General features: G+C 68.6%; 20 protein-coding genes and 3 tRNA genes. 16 read left to right on the top strand and 7 right to left on the bottom strand.

Annotated features, from left to right (window positions below; genetic code table 11):
• The first annotated feature begins 94 nt into the window (after positions 1-94).
• From hflK to SK095_RS11820, 5 genes are all read left to right on the top strand, one after another.
• Positions 95-1,249, top strand: a complete 1,155-nt coding sequence (hflK, locus tag SK095_RS11840; protein WP_320546410.1) for an FtsH protease activity modulator HflK — start codon at positions 95-97, stop codon at positions 1,247-1,249.
• Entirely contained in the window at positions 1,249-2,118 is an 870-nt protein-coding gene (hflC, locus tag SK095_RS11835) for a protease modulator HflC (RefSeq protein WP_136491406.1), read from the top strand. Before hflK ends, hflC begins: the two co-directional genes overlap by 1 nt.
• 106 nt (positions 2,119-2,224) lie before the next feature.
• The gene (locus SK095_RS11830; RefSeq protein WP_136491415.1) at positions 2,225-2,410 is read left to right on the top strand and encodes a DUF2065 domain-containing protein; all 186 of its coding nucleotides are present in this window, start codon (positions 2,225-2,227) and stop codon (positions 2,408-2,410) included.
• A gap of 32 nt (positions 2,411-2,442) precedes the next feature.
• Complete coding sequence (locus SK095_RS11825) at positions 2,443-3,630, top strand: ATP phosphoribosyltransferase regulatory subunit (protein ID WP_201487865.1); 1,188 nt, start codon at positions 2,443-2,445, stop codon at positions 3,628-3,630.
• Between the two features lie 53 nt (positions 3,631-3,683).
• On the top strand, positions 3,684-4,979 hold the full coding sequence (locus tag SK095_RS11820) for an adenylosuccinate synthase (protein WP_320546409.1): 1,296 nt from the start codon (positions 3,684-3,686) through the stop codon (positions 4,977-4,979).
• A gap of 145 nt (positions 4,980-5,124) precedes the next feature.
• Here SK095_RS11820 and SK095_RS11815 read toward each other — a convergent pair.
• From SK095_RS11815 to SK095_RS11805, 3 genes are all read right to left on the bottom strand, one after another.
• A tRNA-Leu gene (locus SK095_RS11815) sits at positions 5,125-5,211 on the bottom strand.
• Between the two features lie 74 nt (positions 5,212-5,285).
• Positions 5,286-5,372 (bottom strand) — tRNA-Leu (locus SK095_RS11810).
• Between the two features lie 74 nt (positions 5,373-5,446).
• Positions 5,447-5,533, bottom strand: a tRNA-Leu gene (locus tag SK095_RS11805).
• A 210-nt stretch (positions 5,534-5,743) separates the two neighbouring features.
• Between SK095_RS11805 and rnr the strand changes: the two genes are divergently transcribed.
• The 9 genes from rnr (at position 5,744) to SK095_RS11760 (ending at position 16,448) form a co-directional block, all read left to right on the top strand.
• Positions 5,744-8,443: a ribonuclease R gene (rnr, locus tag SK095_RS11800; RefSeq protein WP_320546408.1), complete on the top strand. Its 2,700-nt coding sequence runs from the start codon at positions 5,744-5,746 to the stop codon at positions 8,441-8,443.
• The gene (rlmB, locus tag SK095_RS11795) at positions 8,440-9,192 is read left to right on the top strand and encodes a 23S rRNA (guanosine(2251)-2'-O)-methyltransferase RlmB (protein WP_136491143.1); all 753 of its coding nucleotides are present in this window, start codon (positions 8,440-8,442) and stop codon (positions 9,190-9,192) included. Before rnr ends, rlmB begins: the two co-directional genes overlap by 4 nt.
• A gap of 167 nt (positions 9,193-9,359) precedes the next feature.
• Positions 9,360-9,770, top strand: a complete 411-nt coding sequence (gene rpsF, locus SK095_RS11790) for a 30S ribosomal protein S6 (protein WP_136491142.1) — start codon at positions 9,360-9,362, stop codon at positions 9,768-9,770.
• A gap of 30 nt (positions 9,771-9,800) precedes the next feature.
• Positions 9,801-10,031 carry a 30S ribosomal protein S18 gene (rpsR, locus tag SK095_RS11785; RefSeq protein WP_136491141.1) on the top strand — a complete coding sequence of 77 codons (231 nt, stop codon included), beginning with the start codon at positions 9,801-9,803 and terminating at the stop codon, positions 10,029-10,031.
• Between the two features lie 34 nt (positions 10,032-10,065).
• The gene (locus tag SK095_RS11780; RefSeq protein WP_320546407.1) at positions 10,066-10,956 is read left to right on the top strand and encodes a hypothetical protein; all 891 of its coding nucleotides are present in this window, start codon (positions 10,066-10,068) and stop codon (positions 10,954-10,956) included.
• 21 nt (positions 10,957-10,977) lie between these two features.
• Positions 10,978-11,424 carry a 50S ribosomal protein L9 gene (gene rplI, locus SK095_RS11775; protein ID WP_090351833.1) on the top strand — a complete coding sequence of 149 codons (447 nt, stop codon included), beginning with the start codon at positions 10,978-10,980 and terminating at the stop codon, positions 11,422-11,424.
• 115 nt (positions 11,425-11,539) lie between these two features.
• Positions 11,540-12,934, top strand: a complete 1,395-nt coding sequence (dnaB, locus tag SK095_RS11770; protein ID WP_136491139.1) for a replicative DNA helicase — start codon at positions 11,540-11,542, stop codon at positions 12,932-12,934.
• A gap of 81 nt (positions 12,935-13,015) precedes the next feature.
• Positions 13,016-14,089 carry an alanine racemase gene (alr, locus tag SK095_RS11765; RefSeq protein ID WP_320546406.1) on the top strand — a complete coding sequence of 358 codons (1,074 nt, stop codon included), beginning with the start codon at positions 13,016-13,018 and terminating at the stop codon, positions 14,087-14,089.
• A gap of 94 nt (positions 14,090-14,183) precedes the next feature.
• A complete protein-coding gene (locus tag SK095_RS11760; protein ID WP_320546405.1) occupies positions 14,184-16,448 on the top strand; it encodes a YgiQ family radical SAM protein in 2,265 nt (754 codons plus the stop codon).
• Positions 16,449-16,535: 87 nt separating this feature from the next.
• On the opposite strand, the gene SK095_RS11755 is transcribed toward SK095_RS11760, so the two are convergent.
• Entirely contained in the window at positions 16,536-16,919 is a 384-nt protein-coding gene (locus SK095_RS11755) for a hypothetical protein (protein ID WP_320546404.1), read from the bottom strand.
• A 106-nt stretch (positions 16,920-17,025) separates the two neighbouring features.
• Complete coding sequence (locus tag SK095_RS11750; protein ID WP_136491135.1) at positions 17,026-17,673, bottom strand: oxidoreductase; 648 nt, start codon at positions 17,671-17,673, stop codon at positions 17,026-17,028.
• A 156-nt stretch (positions 17,674-17,829) separates the two neighbouring features.
• Here SK095_RS11750 and SK095_RS11745 point away from each other — a divergent pair, with 156 nt between their 5' ends.
• A complete protein-coding gene (locus SK095_RS11745; protein ID WP_136491134.1) occupies positions 17,830-18,192 on the top strand; it encodes a CidA/LrgA family protein in 363 nt (120 codons plus the stop codon).
• Positions 18,189-18,905: an LrgB family protein gene (locus SK095_RS11740; RefSeq protein ID WP_136491133.1), complete on the top strand. Its 717-nt coding sequence runs from the start codon at positions 18,189-18,191 to the stop codon at positions 18,903-18,905. The genes SK095_RS11745 and SK095_RS11740 overlap by 4 nt, the downstream gene beginning before the upstream one ends.
• Position 18,906: 1 nt before the next feature.
• On the opposite strand, the gene SK095_RS11735 is transcribed toward SK095_RS11740, so the two are convergent.
• On the bottom strand, positions 18,907-20,223 hold the full coding sequence (locus SK095_RS11735; RefSeq protein ID WP_320546403.1) for a bifunctional DedA family/phosphatase PAP2 family protein: 1,317 nt from the start codon (positions 20,221-20,223) through the stop codon (positions 18,907-18,909).
• Positions 20,220-20,939 carry a DNA-3-methyladenine glycosylase gene (locus SK095_RS11730; RefSeq protein WP_201487871.1) on the bottom strand — a complete coding sequence of 240 codons (720 nt, stop codon included), beginning with the start codon at positions 20,937-20,939 and terminating at the stop codon, positions 20,220-20,222. Before SK095_RS11730 ends, SK095_RS11735 begins: the two co-directional genes overlap by 4 nt.
• Positions 20,940-21,002 lie beyond the last annotated feature (63 nt).

Raw genomic sequence — 21,002 nt, 5'->3', positions numbered from 1 at the left:
GGGCGCCCGGCTTTGCCGCCGCTCGGAGGCTTTCGGTAGCATGGACGGATGTGCCCTGTGGGCACGTCTACGCGTTATCAGTGGGGAGAACGCTATGGCCTGGAATGAGCCGGGTGGCAACTCGAACGACAACGATCCCTGGGGCGGCCGCCGTGGCGGCGGTCGGCAGGGGCCACCGGATCTGGACGAAGCCTTGCGCAAGCTGCAGGACAACCTGAACAGCCTGTTCGGTGGTCGCAAGCGCAGCGGCGACAGCGGCGCGGGCGGCAAGGGCGGCGGTCTCGGCCTCGTGGCCATCGGCTTCGGCGTGCTCGCCGCGCTCTGGCTGTACAGCGCCGTCTACGTGGTGGACGAACAGGAGCAGGCGGTGATCCTGCGCTTCGGCAAGTACTACGAGACCGTCGGGCCGGGCCTGAACCTCTATCTGCCGCCGATCGACCGCAAGTTCCAGGAAAACGTCACCCGCGAGCGTGCCTACAGCAAGCAGGGCCAGATGCTCACCGAGGACGAGAACATCATCGAGGTGCCGCTGACCGTGCAGTACCGGGTCAGCAACCTGCAGGAGTTCGTGCTCAACGTCGACCAGCCGGAAGTCAGCCTGCAGCACGCCACCGACAGCGCCCTGCGCCACGTGGTCGGCTCGACCTCGATGGACCAGGTGCTGACCGAGGGCCGCGAGCAGATGGCCGCCGACGTCAAGGAGCGCCTGCAGCGTTTCCTCGACACCTACAAGACCGGCATCACCGTCACCCAGGTCAACATCCAGAGCGCCGCCGCCCCGCGCGAGGTGCAGGAAGCCTTCGACGACGTGATCCGGGCCCGTGAGGACGAGCAGCGCGAGAAGAACCAGGCCGAGGCCTACGCCAACGGCGTGATCCCCGAGGCGCGCGGCCAGGCCCAGCGCATCGTCGAGGACGCCAACGGCTATCGCGAGGAAGTGGTCTCCCGCGCCCAGGGCGAGGCCGACCGCTTCAGCAAGCTGCTGGTCGAATATCGCAAGGCCCCGGAGGTGACCCGCCAGCGCCTGTACCTGGAGACCATGCAGGAGTTGCTGGGCAATACCAGCAAGGTGCTGATGAGCAGCGAGCAGGGGCAGAACAGCCTGCTCTATCTGCCGCTGGACAAGATGATGGAAGGCCGTGCGCCGCTGTCGACGCCGGTGATGCCGAGCATCCAGTCCGGTGCGGTGGAGGCGCCACGGGTGGGTTCGGATGCGCAGCGTGACCTGCGTTCGAGGGAGAGCCGCTGATGAGCAACAAGTCGCTGATCGCCCTGATCGCCGCCGCCGTGCTGGCGCTGGTGGGCTGGAACTGCTTCTACATCGTCCTGCAGACCGAGAAGGCGGTGCTGCTGCAGTTCGGTCGCATCGTCCAGGCCGACGTGCCGCCGGGCCTGCATGTGAAGATTCCCTACGTCAACCAGGTGCGCAAGTTCGATGCCCGCCTGCTGACTCTGGACTCGCCGACCCAGCGCTTCCTCACCCTGGAGAAGAAGGCGGTGATGGTGGACGCCTACGCCAAGTGGCGGGTGGCCGATGCCGAGCGCTTCTACACCGCCACCTCGGGCATGAAGCAGATCGCCGACGAGCGCCTGTCGCGCCGCCTGGAGTCTGGTCTGCGTGACCAGTTCGGCAAGCGCTCCCTGCATGAGGTGGTGTCCGGCGAGCGCGATGCGCTGATGGCCGACATTACCCAGCTGCTCGACCGCATGGCGCGCCGCGAGCTGGGCATCGAGGTGCTCGACGTGCGGGTCAAGGCCATCGATCTGCCCAAGGAAGTCAACCGCAGCGTGTTCGAGCGGATGAGCACCGAGCGCGAGCGCGAGGCCCGCGAGCACCGTGCCAAGGGTCGCGAGCTGGCCGAGGGCATTCGTGCCGACGCCGACCGCCAGCGCCGCGTGCTGCTGGCCGAGGCCTACCGCGAGGCGGAGGAGCTGCGCGGCCAGGGCGATGCCCAGGCGGCGGCGATCTATGCCAAGGCCTACAGCCAGGACCCGGAGTTCTACGCCTTCCATCGCAGCCTGCAGGCCTACCGCGAGAGCTTCGCCGGCAAGCGCGACGTGATGGTGCTGGATCCCAAGGGCGACTTCTTCCGCTATCTGGAGCAGGTCAAGCCCTGACCGGTCCGCCCGGCGGCTGCCCGTGCAGCCGCCGGCGTGATCGCGGGGAAAACGTGTTATCATGAGTCAGCCGGGATTTCCCGGCTTTTTTGCGTCTGCGGGAACCATGTGGCAAGAACTCGGCATCGCTTTCTGTCTGCTGCTGGTGCTGGAGGGCATCCTGCCCTTCCTCTGTCCGCGGCGCTGGCGCGAGGCTGTCATCAGTCTGGCCGGGCTGGAGGATCGCCAGCTGCGGCTGATCGGACTGGGCAGCATGCTGCTGGGAACGGCGCTGCTCTACTGGCTCCGTTGAACACCACGCCCGGCCGAAAGGGGAGAGGCAATATGGCAACGCTGGACCGCTGGCTGCTGCCGGACGGAATCGAGGAAGTGCTGCCGGCAGAAGCGGCACGCATAGAGACGGCTCGCCGTCAGGTGCTGGACCTGTTCCGCAACTGGGGCTACGAGCTGGTCATCACCCCGCACATCGAGTACCTGGAGTCGCTGCTCACCGGCGCCGGCCAGGATCTCGACCTGCGCACCTTCAAGGTCACCGACCCGCTGTCCGGACGGCAGATGGGCTTCCGTGCCGACATCACCCCGCAGGTGGCGCGCCTCGATGCGCACACCCATCGCCAGGAGGGCCCGAGCCGCCTGTGCTACGCCGGCAGCGTGCTGCATGCGCGGCCGCGGGCGCTGTCCACCTCGCGCAGCCCGATCCAGATCGGCGCCGAGCTGTACGGCGATGCCAGCACCGCCAGCGACCGCGAGGTCATCGGCCTGATGCTCGAGGTGCTCGAGCTGGCCGGTGTCGCCGACGTGCACATGGATCTCGGCCATGTCGGTATCTACCGCGGCCTGGCCCGCGCCGCCGGCCTGTCCGGCGAGGCCGAGCAGCAGCTGTTCGACGCCCTGCAGCGCAAGGCCATCGACGAGATCGCCGAGCTGACCGCCGGCCTGCCGGCCGAGCAGGGCGCCATGCTGCGCGCCCTGGCCGAGCTGTGCGGCGGCCGCGAGGTGCTGGGCCAGGCGCGCGCGCAGCTGGCCGCGGCGCCGGCCGCCGTGCTGGCGGCGCTGGCCGAGCTGGAGGCGGTGGCCGACGAGCTGGCCGCCCACTACCCGGCGCTGCCGCTGTACTTCGATCTCGGCGAGCTGCGCGGCTACCACTACCACACCGGCATGGTGTTCGCCGCCTTCGTGCCCGGCGTCGGTCAGGCCATCGCCCAGGGCGGGCGCTACGACGACATCGGCGCCGACTTCGGGCGCGCGCGGCCGGCCACCGGCTTCTCCACCGACCTCAAGACCCTGGTCAGCCTCGGTCAGGCGATCCAGGCCGAGGCGCCGGGCGGCGTCTGGGCGCCGCAGGGCGGCGAGGCCGGCCTGTGGCAGGCCGTGCTCGAACTGCGCCGCAGCGGTCGGCGGGTGGTGCAGGCGCTGCCGGGGCAGAGCCTGGTCGATGCACGCGCCGCCGGCTGCGACAGCGAATTGCGTTTACAGGAGGGTGGCTGGCAGGTTTCGCCGCTGGCTTCCTGAGTACTTTCACCGGCTTCGCGCCGGTACCGACCTTCCACGAGGGGACAAGTGTTATGGGTAAGAATGTCGTGGTCCTGGGCACCCAGTGGGGTGATGAGGGCAAGGGCAAGATCGTCGACCTGCTGACCGACCAGGCTGCCGCCGTGGTGCGCTACCAGGGTGGCCACAACGCCGGCCACACCCTGGTGATCGACGGCGAGAAGACCGTCCTGCACCTGATTCCGTCCGGCATCCTGCGCGACAACGTGCAGTGCCTGATCGGCAACGGTGTGGTGGTGGCGCCGGATGCGCTGCTCAAGGAAATCACCAAGCTGGAAGAGAAGGGCGTACCGGTGCGCGAGCGCCTGCGCATCAGCCCGGCCTGCACCCTGATCCTGCCGTACCACGTGGCTCTCGACCAGGCCCGCGAGGCGGCCCGCTCGGAAGGCAAGATCGGCACCACCGGTCGCGGCATCGGTCCGGCCTACGAGGACAAGGTCGCCCGCCGCGGCCTGCGCATCGGCGACCTGTTCAACCCCGAGCGCTTCGCGGTCAAGCTCAAGGAGCTGCTGACCTACCACAACTTCGTTCTCGAGAACTTCTACAAGGTCGATCCGGTCGACTACCAGAAGACCCTGGACGAGGCGCTGGCCTACGCCGAGATCCTCAAGCCGCTGGTCACCGACGTGGCCGCCCGCCTGCACGAGCTGCGCAAGGCCGGCGCCTACATCATGTTCGAGGGTGCCCAGGGCTCGCTGCTGGACATCGACCACGGCACCTACCCGTACGTGACCAGCTCCAGCACCACCGCCGGCGGCACCGCTACCGGTTCCGGCTTCGGCCCGCTGTACCTGGACTACATCCTCGGCATCACCAAGGCCTACACCACCCGCGTCGGTTCCGGTCCGTTCCCCACCGAGCTGTTCGACGAGGTCGGTGCCCGTCTGGCCAAGGTCGGTCACGAGTTCGGCTCGACCACCGGTCGCGCCCGCCGCTGCGGCTGGTTCGACGCGGTGATCCTGCGTCGTGCCATCGAGATCAACTCGATCTCCGGCCTGTGCCTGACCAAGCTGGACGTGCTCGACGGCCTCGAGACCGTCAAGCTGTGCGTGGCCTACAAGAACGCCGCCGGTGAGATCATGGGCGAGGCGCCGACCGACGCCGACAGCTACGTCGGCCTCGAGCCGGTGTACGAGGAGATGCCGGGCTGGAGCGAATCCACCGTCGGCGCCAAGTCCATCGACGACCTGCCGGCCAACGCCCGCGCCTACATCAGGCGCGTGGAGGAGCTGGTCGGTGCGCCGATCGACATCATCTCCACCGGCCCGGACCGCAACGAGACCATCGTGCTGCGTCATCCGTACGCCTGAGGGGCGCGCTGTCGAGGAAAAGGCCGCTGATGCGGCCTTTTTCTTTTTTGCGGGTGATGGGTTTGCCGGGGTGTGCCGGCAGGGTGGGGTGCGACTTTTCTGCAGGCGAAAAAAAACCGGATCTTGCGATCCGGTTTTTTGGAATTGGTGCCCAGGAGAAGACTCGAACTTCCACGATATTGCTATCACTGATACCTGAAACCAGCGCGTCTACCAATTCCGCCACCTGGGCGTGCCATGTCTGCCGTTGCCGGCGAAGCCTGACTGCTTCTTTCGTCAGCATCCGCTTGCGCGTCTGCTTGGAATTGGTGCCCAGGAGAAGACTCGAACTTCCACGGTATTTCTACCACTGATACCTGAAACCAGCGCGTCTACCAATTCCGCCACCTGGGCGTGCCATGTCTGCCGTTGCCGGCGAAGCCTGACTGCTTCTTTCGTCAGCATCCGCTTGCGCGTCTGCTTGGAATTGGTGCCCAGGAGAAGACTCGAACTTCCACGGTGTTGCCACCACTGATACCTGAAACCAGCGCGTCTACCAATTCCGCCACCTGGGCTAATAGTGCGATGATTGCTCATCTGCTCTATCGTTACAGCTGCAGTTGTTGCTGCTGCTGTGGGCGCGCATCATAAGGGTGGCCTCGACGGCTTGTAAACCCCTGATGCGAAAAAAATTTATTGTGCTGACGAAGCTGCCCCGCAGGGCGCTTTCGCGCTTCAATATAGGCATGACCAAGAGCAAGACAACCAAGGGTGAAAACCGACACATGGCCGATTGGCAAAGCCTCGATCCCGAGGCCGCCCGCGAGGCGGAGAAATACGACAACCCCATTCCCAGCCGCGAGCTTATCCTCGCCCACCTGGCCGAGCGCGGTGCGCCGGCGAGCCGGGCGCAGCTGTTCGAGGAACTGGGGCTGGCTGGCGAGGAGGCCGAGGAGGCCCTGCGCCGCCGGCTGCGCGCCATGGAGCGCGACGGCCAGCTGATCTATACCCGCCGCGGCGCCTATGCCCCGGTGGACAAGCTCGACCTGATCCGCGGGCGCGTCAGCGGCCACCGCGACGGCTTCGGCTTCCTGATTCCCGACGACGGCAGCGACGACCTGTTCCTCAGCCCGGCGCAGATGCGCCTGGTGTTCGACGGCGATACCGCGCTGGCCCGCGTCTCCGGCGTCGACCGCCGCGGTCGCCGCGAGGGCGCGCTGGTCGAGGTGCTCAGTCGCGCCCACGAGACCCTGGTCGGCCGCTTCTTCGAGGAGAGCGGCGTCTCGGTGGTGGTCGCCGACAACCCGAAGATCCAGCAGCAGGTGCTGGTGCTGCCCGGCAAGCAGGGGGCGGCGCGGCATGGCCAGTTCGTCCAGGTGCGCATCGACGTCTGGCCGACGACCTTCCGCCAGGCCCAGGGCGAGGTGGTCGAGGTGCTCGGCGACTACATGGCGCCGGGCATGGAGATCGAGGTGGCGCTGCGCAGCTACGACCTGCCGCACGTCTGGCCGGAGGCCGTACTGGCCGAGGCGAAGAAGCTCAAGCCCGAGGTGGACGAGAAGGACAAGGAAAAGCGCGTCGATCTGCGCAAGCTGTCGTTCGTCACCATCGACGGCGAGGACGCCCGCGACTTCGACGATGCTGTGTATGCCGAGGCGCTGAAGGGCGGTGGCTGGCGGCTGTTCGTCGCCATCGCCGACGTGTCCCACTATGTGAAGGTCGAATCGGCGCTGGACGCCGAGGCCATCGAGCGCGGCAACTCGGTGTACTTCCCCGAGCGGGTGATTCCGATGCTGCCGGAGGAGCTGTCTAACGGCCTGTGCTCGCTCAATCCGCTGGTCGACCGTCTGGCCATGGTCTGCGACATGACCGTGTCGAAGCGCGGCGAGCTGACCGGCTACCAGTTCTACGAGGCGGTGATCCATTCCCATGCGCGGCTGACCTACACCAAGGTCAGTCAGTTGCTGGAGAAGCCCAACTCGACCGAGGCCCGGTTCCTCCGCCAGCAGATGCCGCACCTGGTGCCGCACCTGCGCCAGCTGTATGCGCTGTACAAGGCGCTGCTGGCGGCGCGCCAGGTGCGCGGCGCCATCGACTTCGAGACCCAGGAGACGCGCATCGTCTTCGGCGCCGACCGCAAGATCACTGAGATCCGCCCGACCCAGCGCAACGACGCGCACCGGCTGATCGAGGAATGCATGCTGTGCGCCAACGTCGCCACCGCGCGCTTCCTCGAGGAGCACGAGATCCCGGCGCTGTACCGGGTGCACGACGTGCCGCCGGCGGAGAAGCTGGAGAAGCTGCGCAGCTTCCTCGCCGAGCTGGGGCTGACCCTGTATCGCGGCAAGGGCGAGCCGACGCCCAAGGACTACCTCAACCTGCTCGAGGCGGTGCGCGAGCGTCCCGACTACCACCTGATCCAGACGGTGATGCTGCGTTCACTCAGCCAGGCGGTGTACAGCCCGGAGAACGCCGGCCACTTCGGTCTCAACTACGAGGCCTACGCCCACTTCACCTCGCCGATCCGCCGCTACCCGGACCTGCTGGTGCACCGGGCGATTCGCAGCGTGATCCGTTCCAAGCGGCAGACCGACAAGGTGGTGCGGGTCGGTGCGGCCAGCCTGCCCAAGGCGCGCATCTATCCCTACGACGAGGAGCGCCTGGCCTGGTTCGGCGAGCAGTGCTCGATGACCGAGCGGCGTGCCGACGAGGCGACCCGCGACGTGGTCAACTGGCTGAAGTGCGAGTACATGCGCGACCGCGTCGGCGAGACCTTCCCCGGCGTGGTCACCGCGGTGACCGGCTTCGGCCTGTTCGTCGAGCTGACCGACATCTACGTGGAAGGCCTGGTGCACGTCACCGCGCTGCCGGCCGACTACTACCACTTCGACCCGGTGCACCATCGTCTGTCCGGCGAGCGCTCCGGGCGCAGCTTCCGTCTCGGCGACAGCGTCGGGGTGCTGGTGGCGCGCGTCGATCTCGACGAGCGCAAGATCGACTTCGAGCTCAGCGACAACCCGCTCACCGCGCTGCCGGCGCGCAAGCGGCAGGCGAAGGCAGGCCGGGAGGCGGCCGGCAAGGCGCCGGAGCGCAAGCGCGGCGCGCCGCGCGAGCTGGAGGCGACCGGCTCGCCTGCGCCTTCGCGCCGCGAGGCGGGCAAGACCGGCCGGGTGCAGGCGCTGCCGGAGGTGGCTCCGGAGCTGCTCGAGCAGGCCGACCTGCTGCTCGGCAACATCGATGTCGAGAAGAGCCGGGCGGTGAAGAAGAAACTGCTCGATGAGGCCAAGGCGTCGACGAAACCGTCGGCCAAGGGCGACAAGGGCAAGACCAAGGCCAAGACGGCGGCGGACAAGAAGAAGGCCGTTCCCCGGCCGCACCGGGTTTCCGGGGCGGCCAAGGGCAAGGGCAAGAGCAAGGCCAGCAAGAAGCCCGCGACCGACGCATCGGCCGGGCGAGCCATACGTAAACGCAAGGTCGAAGAATGAGTCAGTGGGAACGGGTTTACGGCGTGCATGCCGTGGAGGCATTGCTGCGCCATCACCCCAAGCGGGTCAAGCAGCTGTGGCTGGCCGAGGGGCGCCAGGATCCGCGGGTGCAGGCGCTGGTGCAGCTGGCCAGCGAGGCGCGCGTGCCGGTCGGCCAGCGCGAGCGGCGCGAGTTGGACGAGTGGGCCGAGGGCGTGCACCAGGGCGTGGTCGCCGAGGTCAGCCCCAGCCAGGTGTGGGGGGAGAACTACCTCGAGGAGCTGCTGGCGCGCGGCGAGTCGGTGCCGCTGCTGCTGGTGCTCGACGGGGTGACCGACCCGCACAACCTCGGCGCCTGCCTGCGCACCGCCGACGCCGCCGGCGTGCAGGCGGTGATCGTGCCCAAGGACAAGTCGGCGACCCTCAACGCCACGGTGCGCAAGGTCGCCTGCGGCGCCGCCGAGGTGGTGCCGCTGGTGGCGGTGACCAACCTGGCGCGCACCCTCGAGAAGCTGCAGCAGCAGGGCCTGTGGATCGTCGGCACCGCCGGCGAGGCGACCCAGGAGATCTTTGATCTCGACCTGCGCGGGCCGACCGTGCTGGTGATGGGCGCCGAGGGCAAGGGCATGCGCCGGCTGACCCGCGAGCACTGCGACTACCTGGCCAAGCTGCCGATGGGCGGCAGCGTCAGCAGCCTCAACGTCTCGGTGGCCACCGGCGTCTGCCTGTTCGAGGCGGTGCGCCAGCGCCGCCCGCTCCCGGGCGTCTGAAATCCCGCCCCGCCTGGTTGCGGGGCGGTCCTGCCCTCCGTACAATGCTGCCCCTTGTCGTCCCGGCAGGCGCATGCGCGTCCGCCCAGCGGCAAGCACACACGAAACATTCACTCCTTGCCTGACCGCTATCCTGGCGGCAGGCTGCATACCCGTAAGGAGCATTTATGCGTCATTACGAAATCGTCTTCCTGGTTCACCCGGATCAGAGTGAGCAGGTTGGCGGCATGGTCGAGCGTTACACCAAGACCATCGAAGAAGACGGTGGCAAGGTTCACCGCCTGGAAGACTGGGGCCGTCGTCAGCTGGCTTACGCCATCGACAACGTGCACAAGGCCCACTACGTGCTGATGAACGTCGAGTGCAGCGCCGCTGCCCTGGCCGAGCTGGAAGACAACTTCCGCTACAACGACGCCGTCATCCGCAACCTGGTGATCCGTCGTGACGCCGCCGTCACCGAGCAGTCCGAGATGCTCAAGGCCGAAGAAAGCCGCAACGAGCGCCGCGAGCGTCGTGACCGCAGCGAAAGCGCCGAAGGCGCCGCTGAAGGCAGCGACGGCGACAGCGCCGACGAGTAATCTTCGTAACCAGTATTGAGGAGCCACTTCATGGCACGTTTCTTCCGTCGTCGCAAGTTCTGCCGTTTCACCGCTGAAGGCGTTGTCGAGATCGATTACAAGGATCTCAACACCCTGAAGGCCTACGTCTCCGAAACCGGCAAGATCGTTCCGAGCCGTATCACCGGCACCAAAGCCAAGTATCAGCGTCAGCTGGCCACCGCCATCAAGCGTGCCCGCTACCTGGCCCTGCTGCCCTACACCGACAGCCACGGCCGCTGAGGCCAGGCCCGTCGACAGGTCAACGGATTAACCCATGCGGGCACTGGCTGACTTCGTCATGCGTGGACGCCTGCAGGCCACCCTAGCGGTGGTCGTCGCGGCAGCCCTGCCCATGCTGTTCTGGGTGGGCGCGGCAGCCGGCGCGCTGGTCCTGCTGCGCCGCGGCCTGAACGACGCCCTGGGCGTCGTGCTGTGGGCGCTGCTGCCGACCCTGCTGTGGTGGCATTTCGGCGAGCCGCGGCCGCTGCTGGTGCTGTTCGGCAGTCTGGCCCTGGCCGTGGTGCTGCGCGCCAGCGTCTCGTGGACGCGGGTGCTGCTGGCCAGCGTGGTGCTTGGCGTGCTGTATGGCGTGGTCATCGACGCGGTGTTCGGCGAGACGGTCGAGCGCAACGCCGCCGAGCTGCTCGAGCTGATGCCGCAGATGCTTGGCGACGCCTACCAGCAGATGGGCGCGGACGACAGGGCCCGCATCGGCGCGCTGCTGGCGCCGGTGCTGACCGGGCTGATGGCCGCGCTGCTGCAGCTGCTCAGCCTGTTGTGCCTGCTGCTGGGGCGTTACTGGCAGGCCCTGCTGTACAACCCCGGCGGTTTCGGTCGCGAGTTCCGCGCCATCCGCCTGCCGGCACCGCTGGCCGTGACCCTGCTGGTGGGCGTGTTCCTGCTGCCGGGGCTGGGCATCGAGCTGGCCATGCTGACGCCGCTGTGCAGCGTGCCGCTGGCCTTCGCCGGCGCCGCGCTGGTGCACGGGCTGGTGGCCCAGCAGCGCCTCGGGCGCTTCTGGCTGGTGGGGATGTACGTGTCGCTGCTGTTGTTCATGCAGCTGGTGTATCCGTTGTTGGTCGTGTTGGCCGTGGTCGACAGTCTGTTTGATTTCCGTGGGCGCACCGGGCGCGATGCGCCGGGGCCCACGGACGGTGAAGGTTAAAAGTTAAGAGGTTAAAGCCAAATGGAAGTTATCCTGCTGGAAAAAGTCGCCAACCTGGGCAACCTGGGCGACAAGGTGAACGTCAAGGCCGGTTACGGTCGCAACTACCTGCTGCCGCAGGGCAAGGCCACCGCCGCTACCGCCGAGAACGTTGCCGCGTTCGAAGCCCGTCGCGCCGAGCTGGAGAAGCTGGCTGCCGAGAAGAAGGCCTACGCCGAATCCCGCGCCGCTCAGTTGGCCGAGCTGGAAGTCACCATCACCGCCACCGCTGGCGATGAAGGCAAGCTGTTCGGCTCCATCGGCACCCACGACATCGCCGACGCCCTGACTGCCTCCGGCGTGGAAGTGGCCAAGAGCGAAATCCGCCTGCCCAACGGTGCCATCCGTCTGGTCGGCGAGTACGACGTTGCCGTGCACCTGCACAGCGACGTCGACGCCACCGTTCGCGTGGTGGTGGTGGCCGCCTAAGGCTGCCATCGATGCCCGTGCATCTCTGATGCCGGGCCGCTAACATCGGGCACGCCCTGCATCCGCAGGCGTGCCCTTTGTCTTTCTGCAGTACGGTGAACAGGGTAGCGAAGCGATGAACGAGATCAGCGTCCCCGCGCAATACGACCTGGAGACCGCCGCCCTCAAGGTGCCGCCGCACTCCATTGAGGCCGAGCAGGCGGTGATCGGCGGCCTGATGCTGGACAACAACGCCTGGGAGCGGGTGCTCGATCTGGTCTCCGACGGCGATTTCTATCGCCACGACCATCGGCTGATCTTCCGGGCCATCTACAAGCTGGCCGAGCGCAACCAGCCGTTCGACGTGGTCACCCTGTCCGAGCAGCTCGACAAGGAAGGCCAACTGGCCCAGGTCGGCGGCCTGGCCTACCTCGGCGAGCTGGCCAAGAACACCCCGTCGGTGGCCAACATCAAGGCCTACGCGCAGATCATCCGCGAGCGCGCCACCCTGCGCCAGCTGATCGGCATCAGCAACGAGATCGGCGACAGCGCCTACAACCCGCAGGGTCGCGGCGCCGACGAGATCCTCGACGAGGCCGAGCGCAAGATCTTCGAGATCGCCGAGGCGCGGCCGAAGACCGGCGGTCCGGTCGGTCTCAACGAGCTGCTGACCAAGGCCATCGACCGCATCGATACCCTGTTCAACACCCACGAGGCGATCACCGGCATCTCCACCGGCTTCGCCGACCTGGACGAGAAGACCAGCGGCCTGCAGCCGGCCGACCTGATCATCGTCGCCGGCCGCCCGTCGATGGGCAAGACCACCTTCGCCATGAACCTGGTGGAGAACGCCGTGCTGCGCAGCGACAAGGCGGTGCTGGTGTACTCGTTGGAGATGCCCGGCGAGTCGCTGGTGATGCGTATGCTGTCCTCGCTGGGGCGCATCGACCAGACCAAGGTGCGTTCCGGTCGCCTCGACGACGACGACTGGCCGCGCCTGACCTCGGCGGTCAACCTGCTCAACGAGCGCAAGCTGTTCATCGACGACACCGCCGGCATCAGCCCCTCGGAGATGCGCGCGCGCACCCGCCGTCTGGTGCGCGAGCACGGTGACCTGGCGCTGATCATGGTCGACTACCTGCAGCTGATGCAGATCGGCGGCTCGGGCGGCGAGAACCGCACCAACGAGATTTCCGAGATCTCCCGCTCGCTGAAGGCGCTGGCCAAGGAATTCAACTGCCCGGTGATCGCCCTGTCGCAGCTCAACCGCTCGCTGGAGCAGCGGCCCAACAAGCGCCCGGTCAACTCGGACCTGCGCGAATCGGGCGCCATCGAGCAGGACGCCGACGTGATCATGTTCGTCTACCGCGACGAGGTGTACCACCCGGAGACCGAGCACAAGGGCGTCGCCGAGATCATCATCGGCAAGCAGCGGAACGGCCCGATCGGTACCGTGCGTCTGGCCTTCCTCGGCAAGTACACGCGCTTCGAGAACCTCGCGCCGGGGATGTACAACTTCGAGGACGAATGATCGCCGGACTGTGGCCGATCAAGGAAAACGGGCGTCCAGCGGGTAAGATGGACGCCCGTTTTCCGTTTCGAGGCCCCGCCCATGCGCCCCCTGGTTGCCACCATCGATCTGTCCGCCATCCGCCACAACTACGCGCGGGCCAGGGCCTGCGCGCCGGGTCGGCAGGTGTTCGCGGTGGTCAAGGCCAACGCCTACGGCCACGGTGCGCGCGAGGTGGTCAGCGCCCTGCCGGAGGCCGACGGCTTCGTGGTCGCCTGCCTGGAGGAGGCCGGCGAGGTGCGCGGCCTGCACGGCCGGGCGCGGGTGTTGCTGCTGCAGGGCTGCTTCGAGGCCAAGGAATACCTGATGGCCGCCCAGCTCGGCCTCGACGTGGTGGTGCAGAGCCGCGAGCAGGCCGAGGCGCTGCTCGCCAGCAACCTGGTGCGCCCGCTCAACGTCTGGCTCAAGCTGGATTCCGGCATGCACCGTCTGGGCTTCGCTGCCGACGAACTGCGCGCCTGGCATGCGCGCCTGGCCGGCGCCGAGCAGGTGGCCGAACTCAACCTGCTCAGCCACTTCGCCTGCGCCGACCTGCCCGGGCATCCGCTCAACCAGATTCAGCTGGACTGCTACCGCGGCCTCGACGACCTGGCCTTCGCCAACCGCTCGCTGGCCAACTCGGCGGCCATCCTCACCCGCCCGGAAGCGCACCTGGACTGGCTGCGCCCCGGCATCATGCTCTACGGCGCCAGCCCGTTCGCCGAGCGCCCGGCCGCCGAGTTCGACCTGCGCCCGGCGATGACCCTGAGCGGGGCGCTGACCGCCGTGCGCGAGGTGCCGGCCGGGGAGAGCGTCGGCTACGGCGCCGGCTGGGTGGCGCAGCGGCCGACGCGCATCGGCACCATCAGCTGCGGCTATGCCGACGGCTACCCGCGCTGTGCGCCGGCCGGCACCCCGGTGCTGGTCGGCGGCCAGCGCGTGCCGCTGGTGGGACGGGTGTCGATGGACCTGCTGACCGTGGATATCACCGCCGTGCCCGAGGCGCAGGTCGGCACGCCGGTGGAGCTGTGGGGGGAGCAGTTGCCGGTCGACGAGGTGGCCGCCACCTGCGGCACCATCGGCTACGAGCTGCTCAGCAAGGTCACCGCGCGGGTGGCGCGCCGGCACCGCTACTGAGGCACCAATCCCGACTCCGGGCGTCGGACTTGTACACTTTTTGTGCTATCCTCCGCGCCCGCGCAATTCCCGCCGAGAGTTCCTGGTCACCGCCATGCAAGCCGTCAAGCCGCTGTTCGACTATCCCAAGTACTGGGCCGAATGTTTCGGGCCCGCGCCCTTCCTGCCGATGAGCCGGGAGGAGATGGACCTGCTGGGCTGGGATTCCTGCGACGTGATCATCGTCACCGGCGACGCCTACGTCGACCATCCGTCGTTCGGCATGGCGATCATCGGCCGCCTGCTCGAGGCGCAGGGCTTCCGCGTCGGCATCATCAGTCAGCCGGACTGGCAGTCGAAGGACGACTTCATGAAGCTCGGCCAGCCGAACCTGTTCTTCGGCGTGGCGGCGGGCAACATGGACTCGATGATCAACCGCTACACCGCCGACCGCAAGATCCGCTCCGACGACGCCTACACCCCCGGCGGCGTGGCCGGCAAGCGCCCGGACCGCGCCAGCATGGTCTACAGCCAGCGCTGCCGCGAGGCCTACAAGGGCGTGCCCATCGTGCTCGGCGGCATCGAGGCCTCCTTGCGGCGCATCGCCCACTACGACTACTGGCAGGACAAGGTGCGCCACTCGATCCTGATGGACGCCAAGGCCGACATCCTGCTCTACGGCAACGCCGAGCGCGCCATCGTCGAGGTCGCCCAGCGGCTGGCCGCCGGCGAGCCGGTCCAGTCGATCGACGACGTGCGCGGCACCGCCTTCGTGCGCCGCGGCACCCCCGAGGGCTGGTTCGAGATCGACTCCACGCGCATCGACCGCCCGGGGCGCATCGACAAGATCATCAACCCCTACGTCAACACCCAGGATCTCGAGGCCTGCGCCATCGAGCAGGGCAAAGGCGGCGTGGAAGATCCCAACGAGGCCAGGCCGGTCGAGCTGCTGCCGCATCCGAAACTGACCCGCGAGCGCACGGTGATCCGCCTGCCGTCCTACGAGAAGGTGAAGAGCGATGCGGTGCTCTACGCCCACGCCAACCGCGTGCTGCACCTGGAGACCAATCCGGGCAACGCCCGCGCGCTGGTGCAGCGCCACGGCGAGCAGGACGTCTGGCTGAATCCGCCGCCGATCCCGCTGACCACCGAGGAGATGGACTACGTCTTCGGCCTGCCCTACGCCCGCGTGCCGCACCCGGTCTACCAGGGCGAGAAGATCCCGGCCTACGAGATGATCCGCTTCTCGGTGAACATCATGCGCGGCTGCTTCGGCGGCTGCACCTTCTGCTCGATCACCGAGCACGAGGGGCGGATCATCCAGAACCGCTCGGAGGAGTCGATCCTGCGCGAGATCGAGGAGATCCGCGACAAGGTGCCGGGCTTCACCGGGGTGATCTCCGATCTGGGCGGTCCCACCGCCAACATGTACCGCATCGCCTGCAAGAGCCGTGAGATCGAGGCGGCCTGCCGCAAGCCGTCGTGCGTGTATCCGGGCATCTGCGACAACCTCAACACCGACCACTCGGCGCTGATCCAGCTGTACCGCGACGCCCGCGCCCTGCCCGGGGTGAAGAAGATACTGATCGCCTCCGGCCTGCGCTACGACCTCGCCGTGGAGTCGCCGGAGTACGTGCGCGAGCTGGTCACCCACCACGTCGGCGGCTACCTGAAGATCGCTCCGGAGCACACCGAGCGCGGCCCGCTGGACAAGATGATGAAGCCGGGCATCGGCACCTACGACCGCTTCAAGAAGATGTTCGAGAAGTTCTCGAAGGAGGCGGGCAAGGAGCAGTACCTGATCCCCTACTTCATCGCCGCGCACCCGGGCACCACCGACGAGGACATGATGAACCTCGCCCTGTGGCTCAAGCGCAACGGTTTCCGCGCCGACCAGGTGCAGGCCTTCTACCCGTCGCCGATGGCCACCGCCACCGCCATGTACCATTCGCGGCGCAATCCGCTGCGCAAGGTCACCTACAAGAGCGACGAGGTGTACATCGTCAAGGGCGAGCGCCAGCGCCGCCTGCACAAGGCCTTCCTGCGCTACCACGACCCGAAGAACTGGCCGATGCTGCGCGAGGCGCTCAAGGAAATGGGCCGCGCCGACCTGATCGGTCCGGCCAAGCACCAGCTGATCCCGGCCACCCAGCCAGCGGGCGACGGCGGCTACCAGAGCGCGCGGCGCAAGAACTCCACCCCGGCCGGCAGCCGCAAGGTCGGCGCCGCCGCGGGCAAGCCGCTGCTCACCCAGCACAGCGGTCTGCCGCCGCGCGCCAGCGACGGCAGCAAGGCGTGGAACAAGGGCGAGGAGGGCAAGGCGCAGACCTTCGCCCGCGGCAAGAAGAAGCCTGGCGGCAAGCGTCCGGGCGCACGCTGACCGACGCGGGGCCCTGCTGGTCGCAGGGCGCCGCGGCAAGGGGATTCGCTGGGCGCGCCGTCCGTTCGGGCGGCGCCGGGCTGGCTGTCAGTGCAGGGCGAGGCGGTCGCTCTGCGCGCAGTGGCGCTCCAGCCAGCCCTGCAGCAGCTGCAGCAGCTGCAGGCCGACCGGCTCGCCGCGCTCGTGGCGCTTGATCAGCTCGAGCACGTCCATGCACAGCTGGTTGTGGGCGTCGACATGGGCCGCGTCGGCCGGCTGGCCGAGTTCCAGATAGGCCTCTTCCTCGCTGACCAGCGACTGCAGCAGGCCGCTCATCAGGCGCTCCAGGCATTCGCCGATCGCCGGATGCGAGCAGTCCTGCTGCAGGCGGGCGCTGAGGGCTTCCGCCAGCTGGCCCAGCCAGCAGCGCTGCGCCTCGATGACGGCGCGGCCGTGAAGTCCTTGTTCCTGCCAGGGGTTGAAAGCGGTCATCTCGAGTCCCTCGGGTCGTTTTGCGGTTGTGCCGCTGTTCTCGCGGCTTTTCGTACGGCGTTTGCCCAGCCTACCGGCCGGTTGTGACAGCTCGGTGATGCGTCGCTCAGCGTCCCAGCCGGCGCAGCTCGTCCGACTCGATCACCCGGACGCCTCGCCCTTCCTCGAGGGCCAGGCGCCAGAGGGCGCGGGCGAGTACGCATACCGAAATGGCGCGCCACTTTCCAAGCAACAGGCGTGCCATGGGTGCGAAGGCCTGTTCCAGCGGGCGCTGTTCGCGGCGCGGGCCGAGCAGCAGGGAGGGGCGGGCGATGGTCAGCTGCGGCCAGTCCTGGGCCTTCAGCGCCTCCTCCATCTCGCCCTTGATGCGGCTGTAGAACACCTTGGAATGCGGGTCGGCGCCCAGCGAGCTGAGCACCAGCAAGTGGCGCGCGCCCAGTTCGCGGGCACGCCGGGCGCAGGCGATCACCAGGTCGTGGTCGATGGCGCGGAACGCGGATTCGGAGCCGGCCTGGCGCAGGGTGGTGCCCAGGCAGCAGAAGGCGGTATCGACGGGACCGGCGAGGCGAGGGAGGATTTCCAGCAGATTGCCGCGCGGGTTCTCCAGATGGGGGTGAACCGACAGCGGCCGCCGGCTGGGGGCCAGCACGCGCTGCACGGTCGGCTCGCAGAGGGTGCGGTCGAGCAGGTGCTCGCCGGCCAGGCCGCTGGCGCCGAAGATCAGCAGGTGGTGGGGACTGTTGGAGTGCGGCATTGGCTGCTCGTTCTGTTTGTTATTCTGCGTCGGCGCGCCCGGTGCCGGCGGCTATGGCCCTAGATCACCATGGCGGTCGGCGCAGGGTCAAGTACATCCAAAGTGTAGTTGCTGGGCGAGGCCCTATAATGCGGTCGAGTTCATGGAGGGGTTGCGATGCTGTTGCGGGGGATTAGCTGGCTGGTGCTGTTCCAGCTGCTGGGTACGGGGCTGAACGTGCTGCTGTTGCCGATGCTGCCGGGGCCGATCATCGGCATGCTGCTGCTGTTCGGTTTCCTGGTCTGGCGCGGCGAGGTGCCGGCGCCGGTTGGCGAGGCGGGCGGCGCCCTGCTGCGCTACCTGCCGCTGCTGCTGGTGCCGCCGGCGGTGGGGGTGATGGCCTACGCCGAGGCGATCGCCGCCGACTTCTGGGCGCTGGCCGGCACCCTGGTGCTGTCGCTGCTGATCGCCATGCTGTTCGCCGGCTGGCTGATGCAGCGCCTGATCGACCGTCAGCAGCGCCGGGAGCCCGAGGCATGAGTGGCTCCCTGAGCGCCGCCGCGCAGGCGATTCTCCAGCATCCGCTGTTCGGCTTCGGCATCACCCTCGGCGCCTACCAGCTGGCCCTGGCGCTGTTCGAGCGCACCCGCTGGGTGTTCCTGCAGCCGGTGCTGCTGTCGATGACCCTGGTGATCGGCGTGCTGCTGCTGTGCGGCATCGACTACGCCGAGTACCGCGCCAGCGTCAGCATGCTCAGCGTGTTCCTCGGCCCGGCCACCGTGGCCCTGGCCATCCCGTTGTTCCTCAATCTCAAGCGCATCCGCCAGCTGCTCTGGCCGATCCTGATCACCCTGGCGCTGGCCGGCAGCCTGGCCACCGCGCTGGGCATCGGCTTCGCCTGGCTGTTCGGTGCCGACCACGTGATGCAGATGACCCTGCTGCCCAAGTCGGTGACCTCGCCGATCGCCATGCTGGTCGCCGAGCAGCTCGGCGGCATCGCCGCGCTGGCGGCGGTGTTCGTGCTGATCACCGGGGTGATCGGGGCGATCTGCGGCCCGGCCCTGCTGACCCGTATCGGCGTGCGCAATCCGGCGGCGCGCGGCATGGCCCTCGGCCTCACCGCCCATGCGGTGGGGACCGCCCAGGCGCTGCAGGAGGGCGAGGAAACCGGCGCCTTCTCGGCGCTGGCGATGAGCCTGATGGGCGGTGCCACCGCCATCCTGCTGCCGCTGGTGGTGGCCACGGTCGCCTGATTCAGCGGTGGTACAGCGCCATTTCCGCGCCGGGCAGCCAGCCGAGCAGGCTGGTCAGCACCAGCAGGGCCGGGGGCAGCAGCAGCCAGCCGCGCAGGTGACCGCTGGCCGGCAGCGGCTGGCGCCACTGCACCAGCAACAGGGCGAGGGCGCAGAGGCTGCCGGCGAGCAGTGCGCCGGCCAGCACGTCGGTCGGCCAGTGCACGCCGAGATAGACCCGCGAGACGGCGATCGCCGTGGCCGGCAGGCTGGCGAGCAGCAGCCAGGCCAGGCGGATGCGTGCCGGCGCGCCGCGCCCGGCCAGCACGCCGAGCGCCAGGCAGAGGGCGAAGGCCGCCGAGCTGTGCCCGCTGGGCAGGCTGAAGCTGTCCAGCGGCTGCAGCAGGATCTCCGGGCGGGCGCGGGCGAACAGCAGCTTGAGCCCCTGGTTGGCCAGCGCAGTGCCGGCCAGGGCCAGCGTGGCGAACAGCAGGGCGCGCCACTGGCGCTGTAGCGCCAGCAGCAGGAGCAGCGCCGCGCCGGCGGCCAGCTGCACGGCGGAGTCGCCCAGCCGGGTCAGCTCCACCATCCATTGGTCCAGCTCCGGGGTGCGCAGGCGCTGCGCCAGCTCCAGCAGCGCCTGGTCGAAGGCGGCGAACAGCCGCCAGCCGGCGAACAGGGCCAGCAGCAGCGCGGCGCCCAGCGCCGCGGCCAGCGGCGCCGCCGCGCGCCGTTCGCGCAGGCTGGCCTGGGCGGCCAGCACCAGCAGCGCGGCCAGACCGCCGGCCAGCACGCCGGCCTGCCACCAGAAGCCTTCCGGCAGCGGCAGGCGCAGGGCCGCGCCGGTCATCCAGCCGGGCAGCAGGTAGGCCGTCGCCCAGCCGGCGGCGGCCACCAGGCTGACCGCGGCGAAGCGCGGCAGCGGCATGTCGAGCATGCCGGCGACGGTCGGCAGCATCGGCCGCAGCGGGCCGATGAAGCGGCCGAGCAGCAGGCTGATCACCCCGTAGCGCTGGAAGTAGAACTCGGCCTGGGCCAGCCATTCCGGATGGCGGCGCAGCAGCGGCAGGCGGCGGATGTCCTCGTGGAAGCGCCGGCCGAGGGCATAGGACAGCGCGTCGCCGAGCAGGCCGCCGGCATAGCCGAGCAGCAGGGTCTGCCACAGCGTCAGCGCGCCGCCGCCGGCGAGGGCGGCGACGGCGAACAGCAGCACGGTGCCCGGCACCACGATGCCGGCGATGGTCAGGCATTCGATGCAGGCGATCAGGAAGATGGCCAGGCCCAGCCACTCGGGATGGGCGCCCAGCCAGGCGGTGAGGGTGTCGAGCCACTGGCTCATGCGTCTTGCTCCTTGACGTCGATCAGATGGAAGTCGCTGCCTTCGCGCTGGCCGCGGCGCAGCGGGTTGCGCGTGCAGTGGCGGGCCCAGGCGGCATCGACGAAGCGGTATTCGAGGTGCTCGTCGCGCCCGCGGGGGATGCCCAGACGGGTGGTCTGCACGATCCGCGCCGGCCGCTCGCCGACGTCCTCGACGAACAGGCGCTGCCAGTCGAAGCGCGCACCGTCCCAGTCCGGCACCTTGAGGCCGAGGGCGCGGCACAGCAGGGTCTGCCCGGCGCACAGCTTTTCCGGCGGGCGCGGCCGGCCTTGGCGGTCGGGGTTGTTGGCCTGCATCCGTGCCAGCGAATCCGCGCCGCTCAGTGCATCCTGCCAGGGGGCGCCGGACTTGATCAGCACCGCGTTGCCGGCGCCGTGGGCGCTGAAGTTCAGCGAGTCGCCGCCGCGCGCGTAGTACATGTAGATGTGCCCGCCGTCCATGAACAGTGCGCGGCGCTTGTGGGTGTAGCCGAGCGAGGCGTGGCTGCCCCGGTCGGTCAGGTAGTAGGCCTCGGTCTCGATGATCCGCGCGCTCAGCCACAGGCCGTCGACCCGGTGGCGGATCACCTTGCCGAGCAGTTCGCGCGCCACCAGGCAGGCGTCGCGGTCGAAGAAGGCGTCGGCCAGCGGGCGGGCGCCGGGCCAGGGCAGGGTGGCGGGGGCAGGCGAGGCGGTCATCTGGCGCGGGCGGGTGACGGAAGGGCGGCCATGATAGCAACACCCGGCAACGAGCGGCTCCTG

This window comes from Pseudomonas sp. AN-1 (genome assembly GCF_034057115.1).
Taxonomy (GTDB): Bacteria; Pseudomonadota; Gammaproteobacteria; order Pseudomonadales; family Pseudomonadaceae; genus Geopseudomonas.
Note: the sequence above shows the minus strand (reverse complement) of the source record. Positions and strands in the feature narration are given on the sequence as shown.

What these genes read in the sequence shown, in the direction of transcription:
- hflK (WP_320546410.1), top strand. Translation starts at nt 95, where the DNA reads ATGGCCTGGAATGAGCCGGGTGGCAACTCGAACGACAACGATCCCTGG.
- hflC (WP_136491406.1), top strand. Translation starts at nt 1,249, where the DNA reads ATGAGCAACAAGTCGCTGATCGCCCTGATCGCCGCCGCCGTGCTGGCG.
- SK095_RS11830 (WP_136491415.1), top strand. Translation starts at nt 2,225, where the DNA reads ATGTGGCAAGAACTCGGCATCGCTTTCTGTCTGCTGCTGGTGCTGGAG.
- SK095_RS11825 (WP_201487865.1), top strand. Translation starts at nt 2,443, where the DNA reads ATGGCAACGCTGGACCGCTGGCTGCTGCCGGACGGAATCGAGGAAGTG.
- SK095_RS11820 (WP_320546409.1), top strand. Translation starts at nt 3,684, where the DNA reads ATGGGTAAGAATGTCGTGGTCCTGGGCACCCAGTGGGGTGATGAGGGC.
- rnr (WP_320546408.1), top strand. Translation starts at nt 5,744, where the DNA reads ATGGCCGATTGGCAAAGCCTCGATCCCGAGGCCGCCCGCGAGGCGGAG.
- rlmB (WP_136491143.1), top strand. Translation starts at nt 8,440, where the DNA reads ATGAGTCAGTGGGAACGGGTTTACGGCGTGCATGCCGTGGAGGCATTG.
- rpsF (WP_136491142.1), top strand. Translation starts at nt 9,360, where the DNA reads ATGCGTCATTACGAAATCGTCTTCCTGGTTCACCCGGATCAGAGTGAG.
- rpsR (WP_136491141.1), top strand. Translation starts at nt 9,801, where the DNA reads ATGGCACGTTTCTTCCGTCGTCGCAAGTTCTGCCGTTTCACCGCTGAA.
- SK095_RS11780 (WP_320546407.1), top strand. Translation starts at nt 10,066, where the DNA reads ATGCGGGCACTGGCTGACTTCGTCATGCGTGGACGCCTGCAGGCCACC.
- rplI (WP_090351833.1), top strand. Translation starts at nt 10,978, where the DNA reads ATGGAAGTTATCCTGCTGGAAAAAGTCGCCAACCTGGGCAACCTGGGC.
- dnaB (WP_136491139.1), top strand. Translation starts at nt 11,540, where the DNA reads ATGAACGAGATCAGCGTCCCCGCGCAATACGACCTGGAGACCGCCGCC.
- alr (WP_320546406.1), top strand. Translation starts at nt 13,016, where the DNA reads ATGCGCCCCCTGGTTGCCACCATCGATCTGTCCGCCATCCGCCACAAC.
- SK095_RS11760 (WP_320546405.1), top strand. Translation starts at nt 14,184, where the DNA reads ATGCAAGCCGTCAAGCCGCTGTTCGACTATCCCAAGTACTGGGCCGAA.
- SK095_RS11755 (WP_320546404.1), bottom strand. Translation starts at nt 16,919, where the DNA reads ATGACCGCTTTCAACCCCTGGCAGGAACAAGGACTTCACGGCCGCGCC.
- SK095_RS11750 (WP_136491135.1), bottom strand. Translation starts at nt 17,673, where the DNA reads ATGCCGCACTCCAACAGTCCCCACCACCTGCTGATCTTCGGCGCCAGC.
- SK095_RS11745 (WP_136491134.1), top strand. Translation starts at nt 17,830, where the DNA reads ATGCTGTTGCGGGGGATTAGCTGGCTGGTGCTGTTCCAGCTGCTGGGT.
- SK095_RS11740 (WP_136491133.1), top strand. Translation starts at nt 18,189, where the DNA reads ATGAGTGGCTCCCTGAGCGCCGCCGCGCAGGCGATTCTCCAGCATCCG.
- SK095_RS11735 (WP_320546403.1), bottom strand. Translation starts at nt 20,223, where the DNA reads ATGAGCCAGTGGCTCGACACCCTCACCGCCTGGCTGGGCGCCCATCCC.
- SK095_RS11730 (WP_201487871.1), bottom strand. Translation starts at nt 20,939, where the DNA reads ATGACCGCCTCGCCTGCCCCCGCCACCCTGCCCTGGCCCGGCGCCCGC.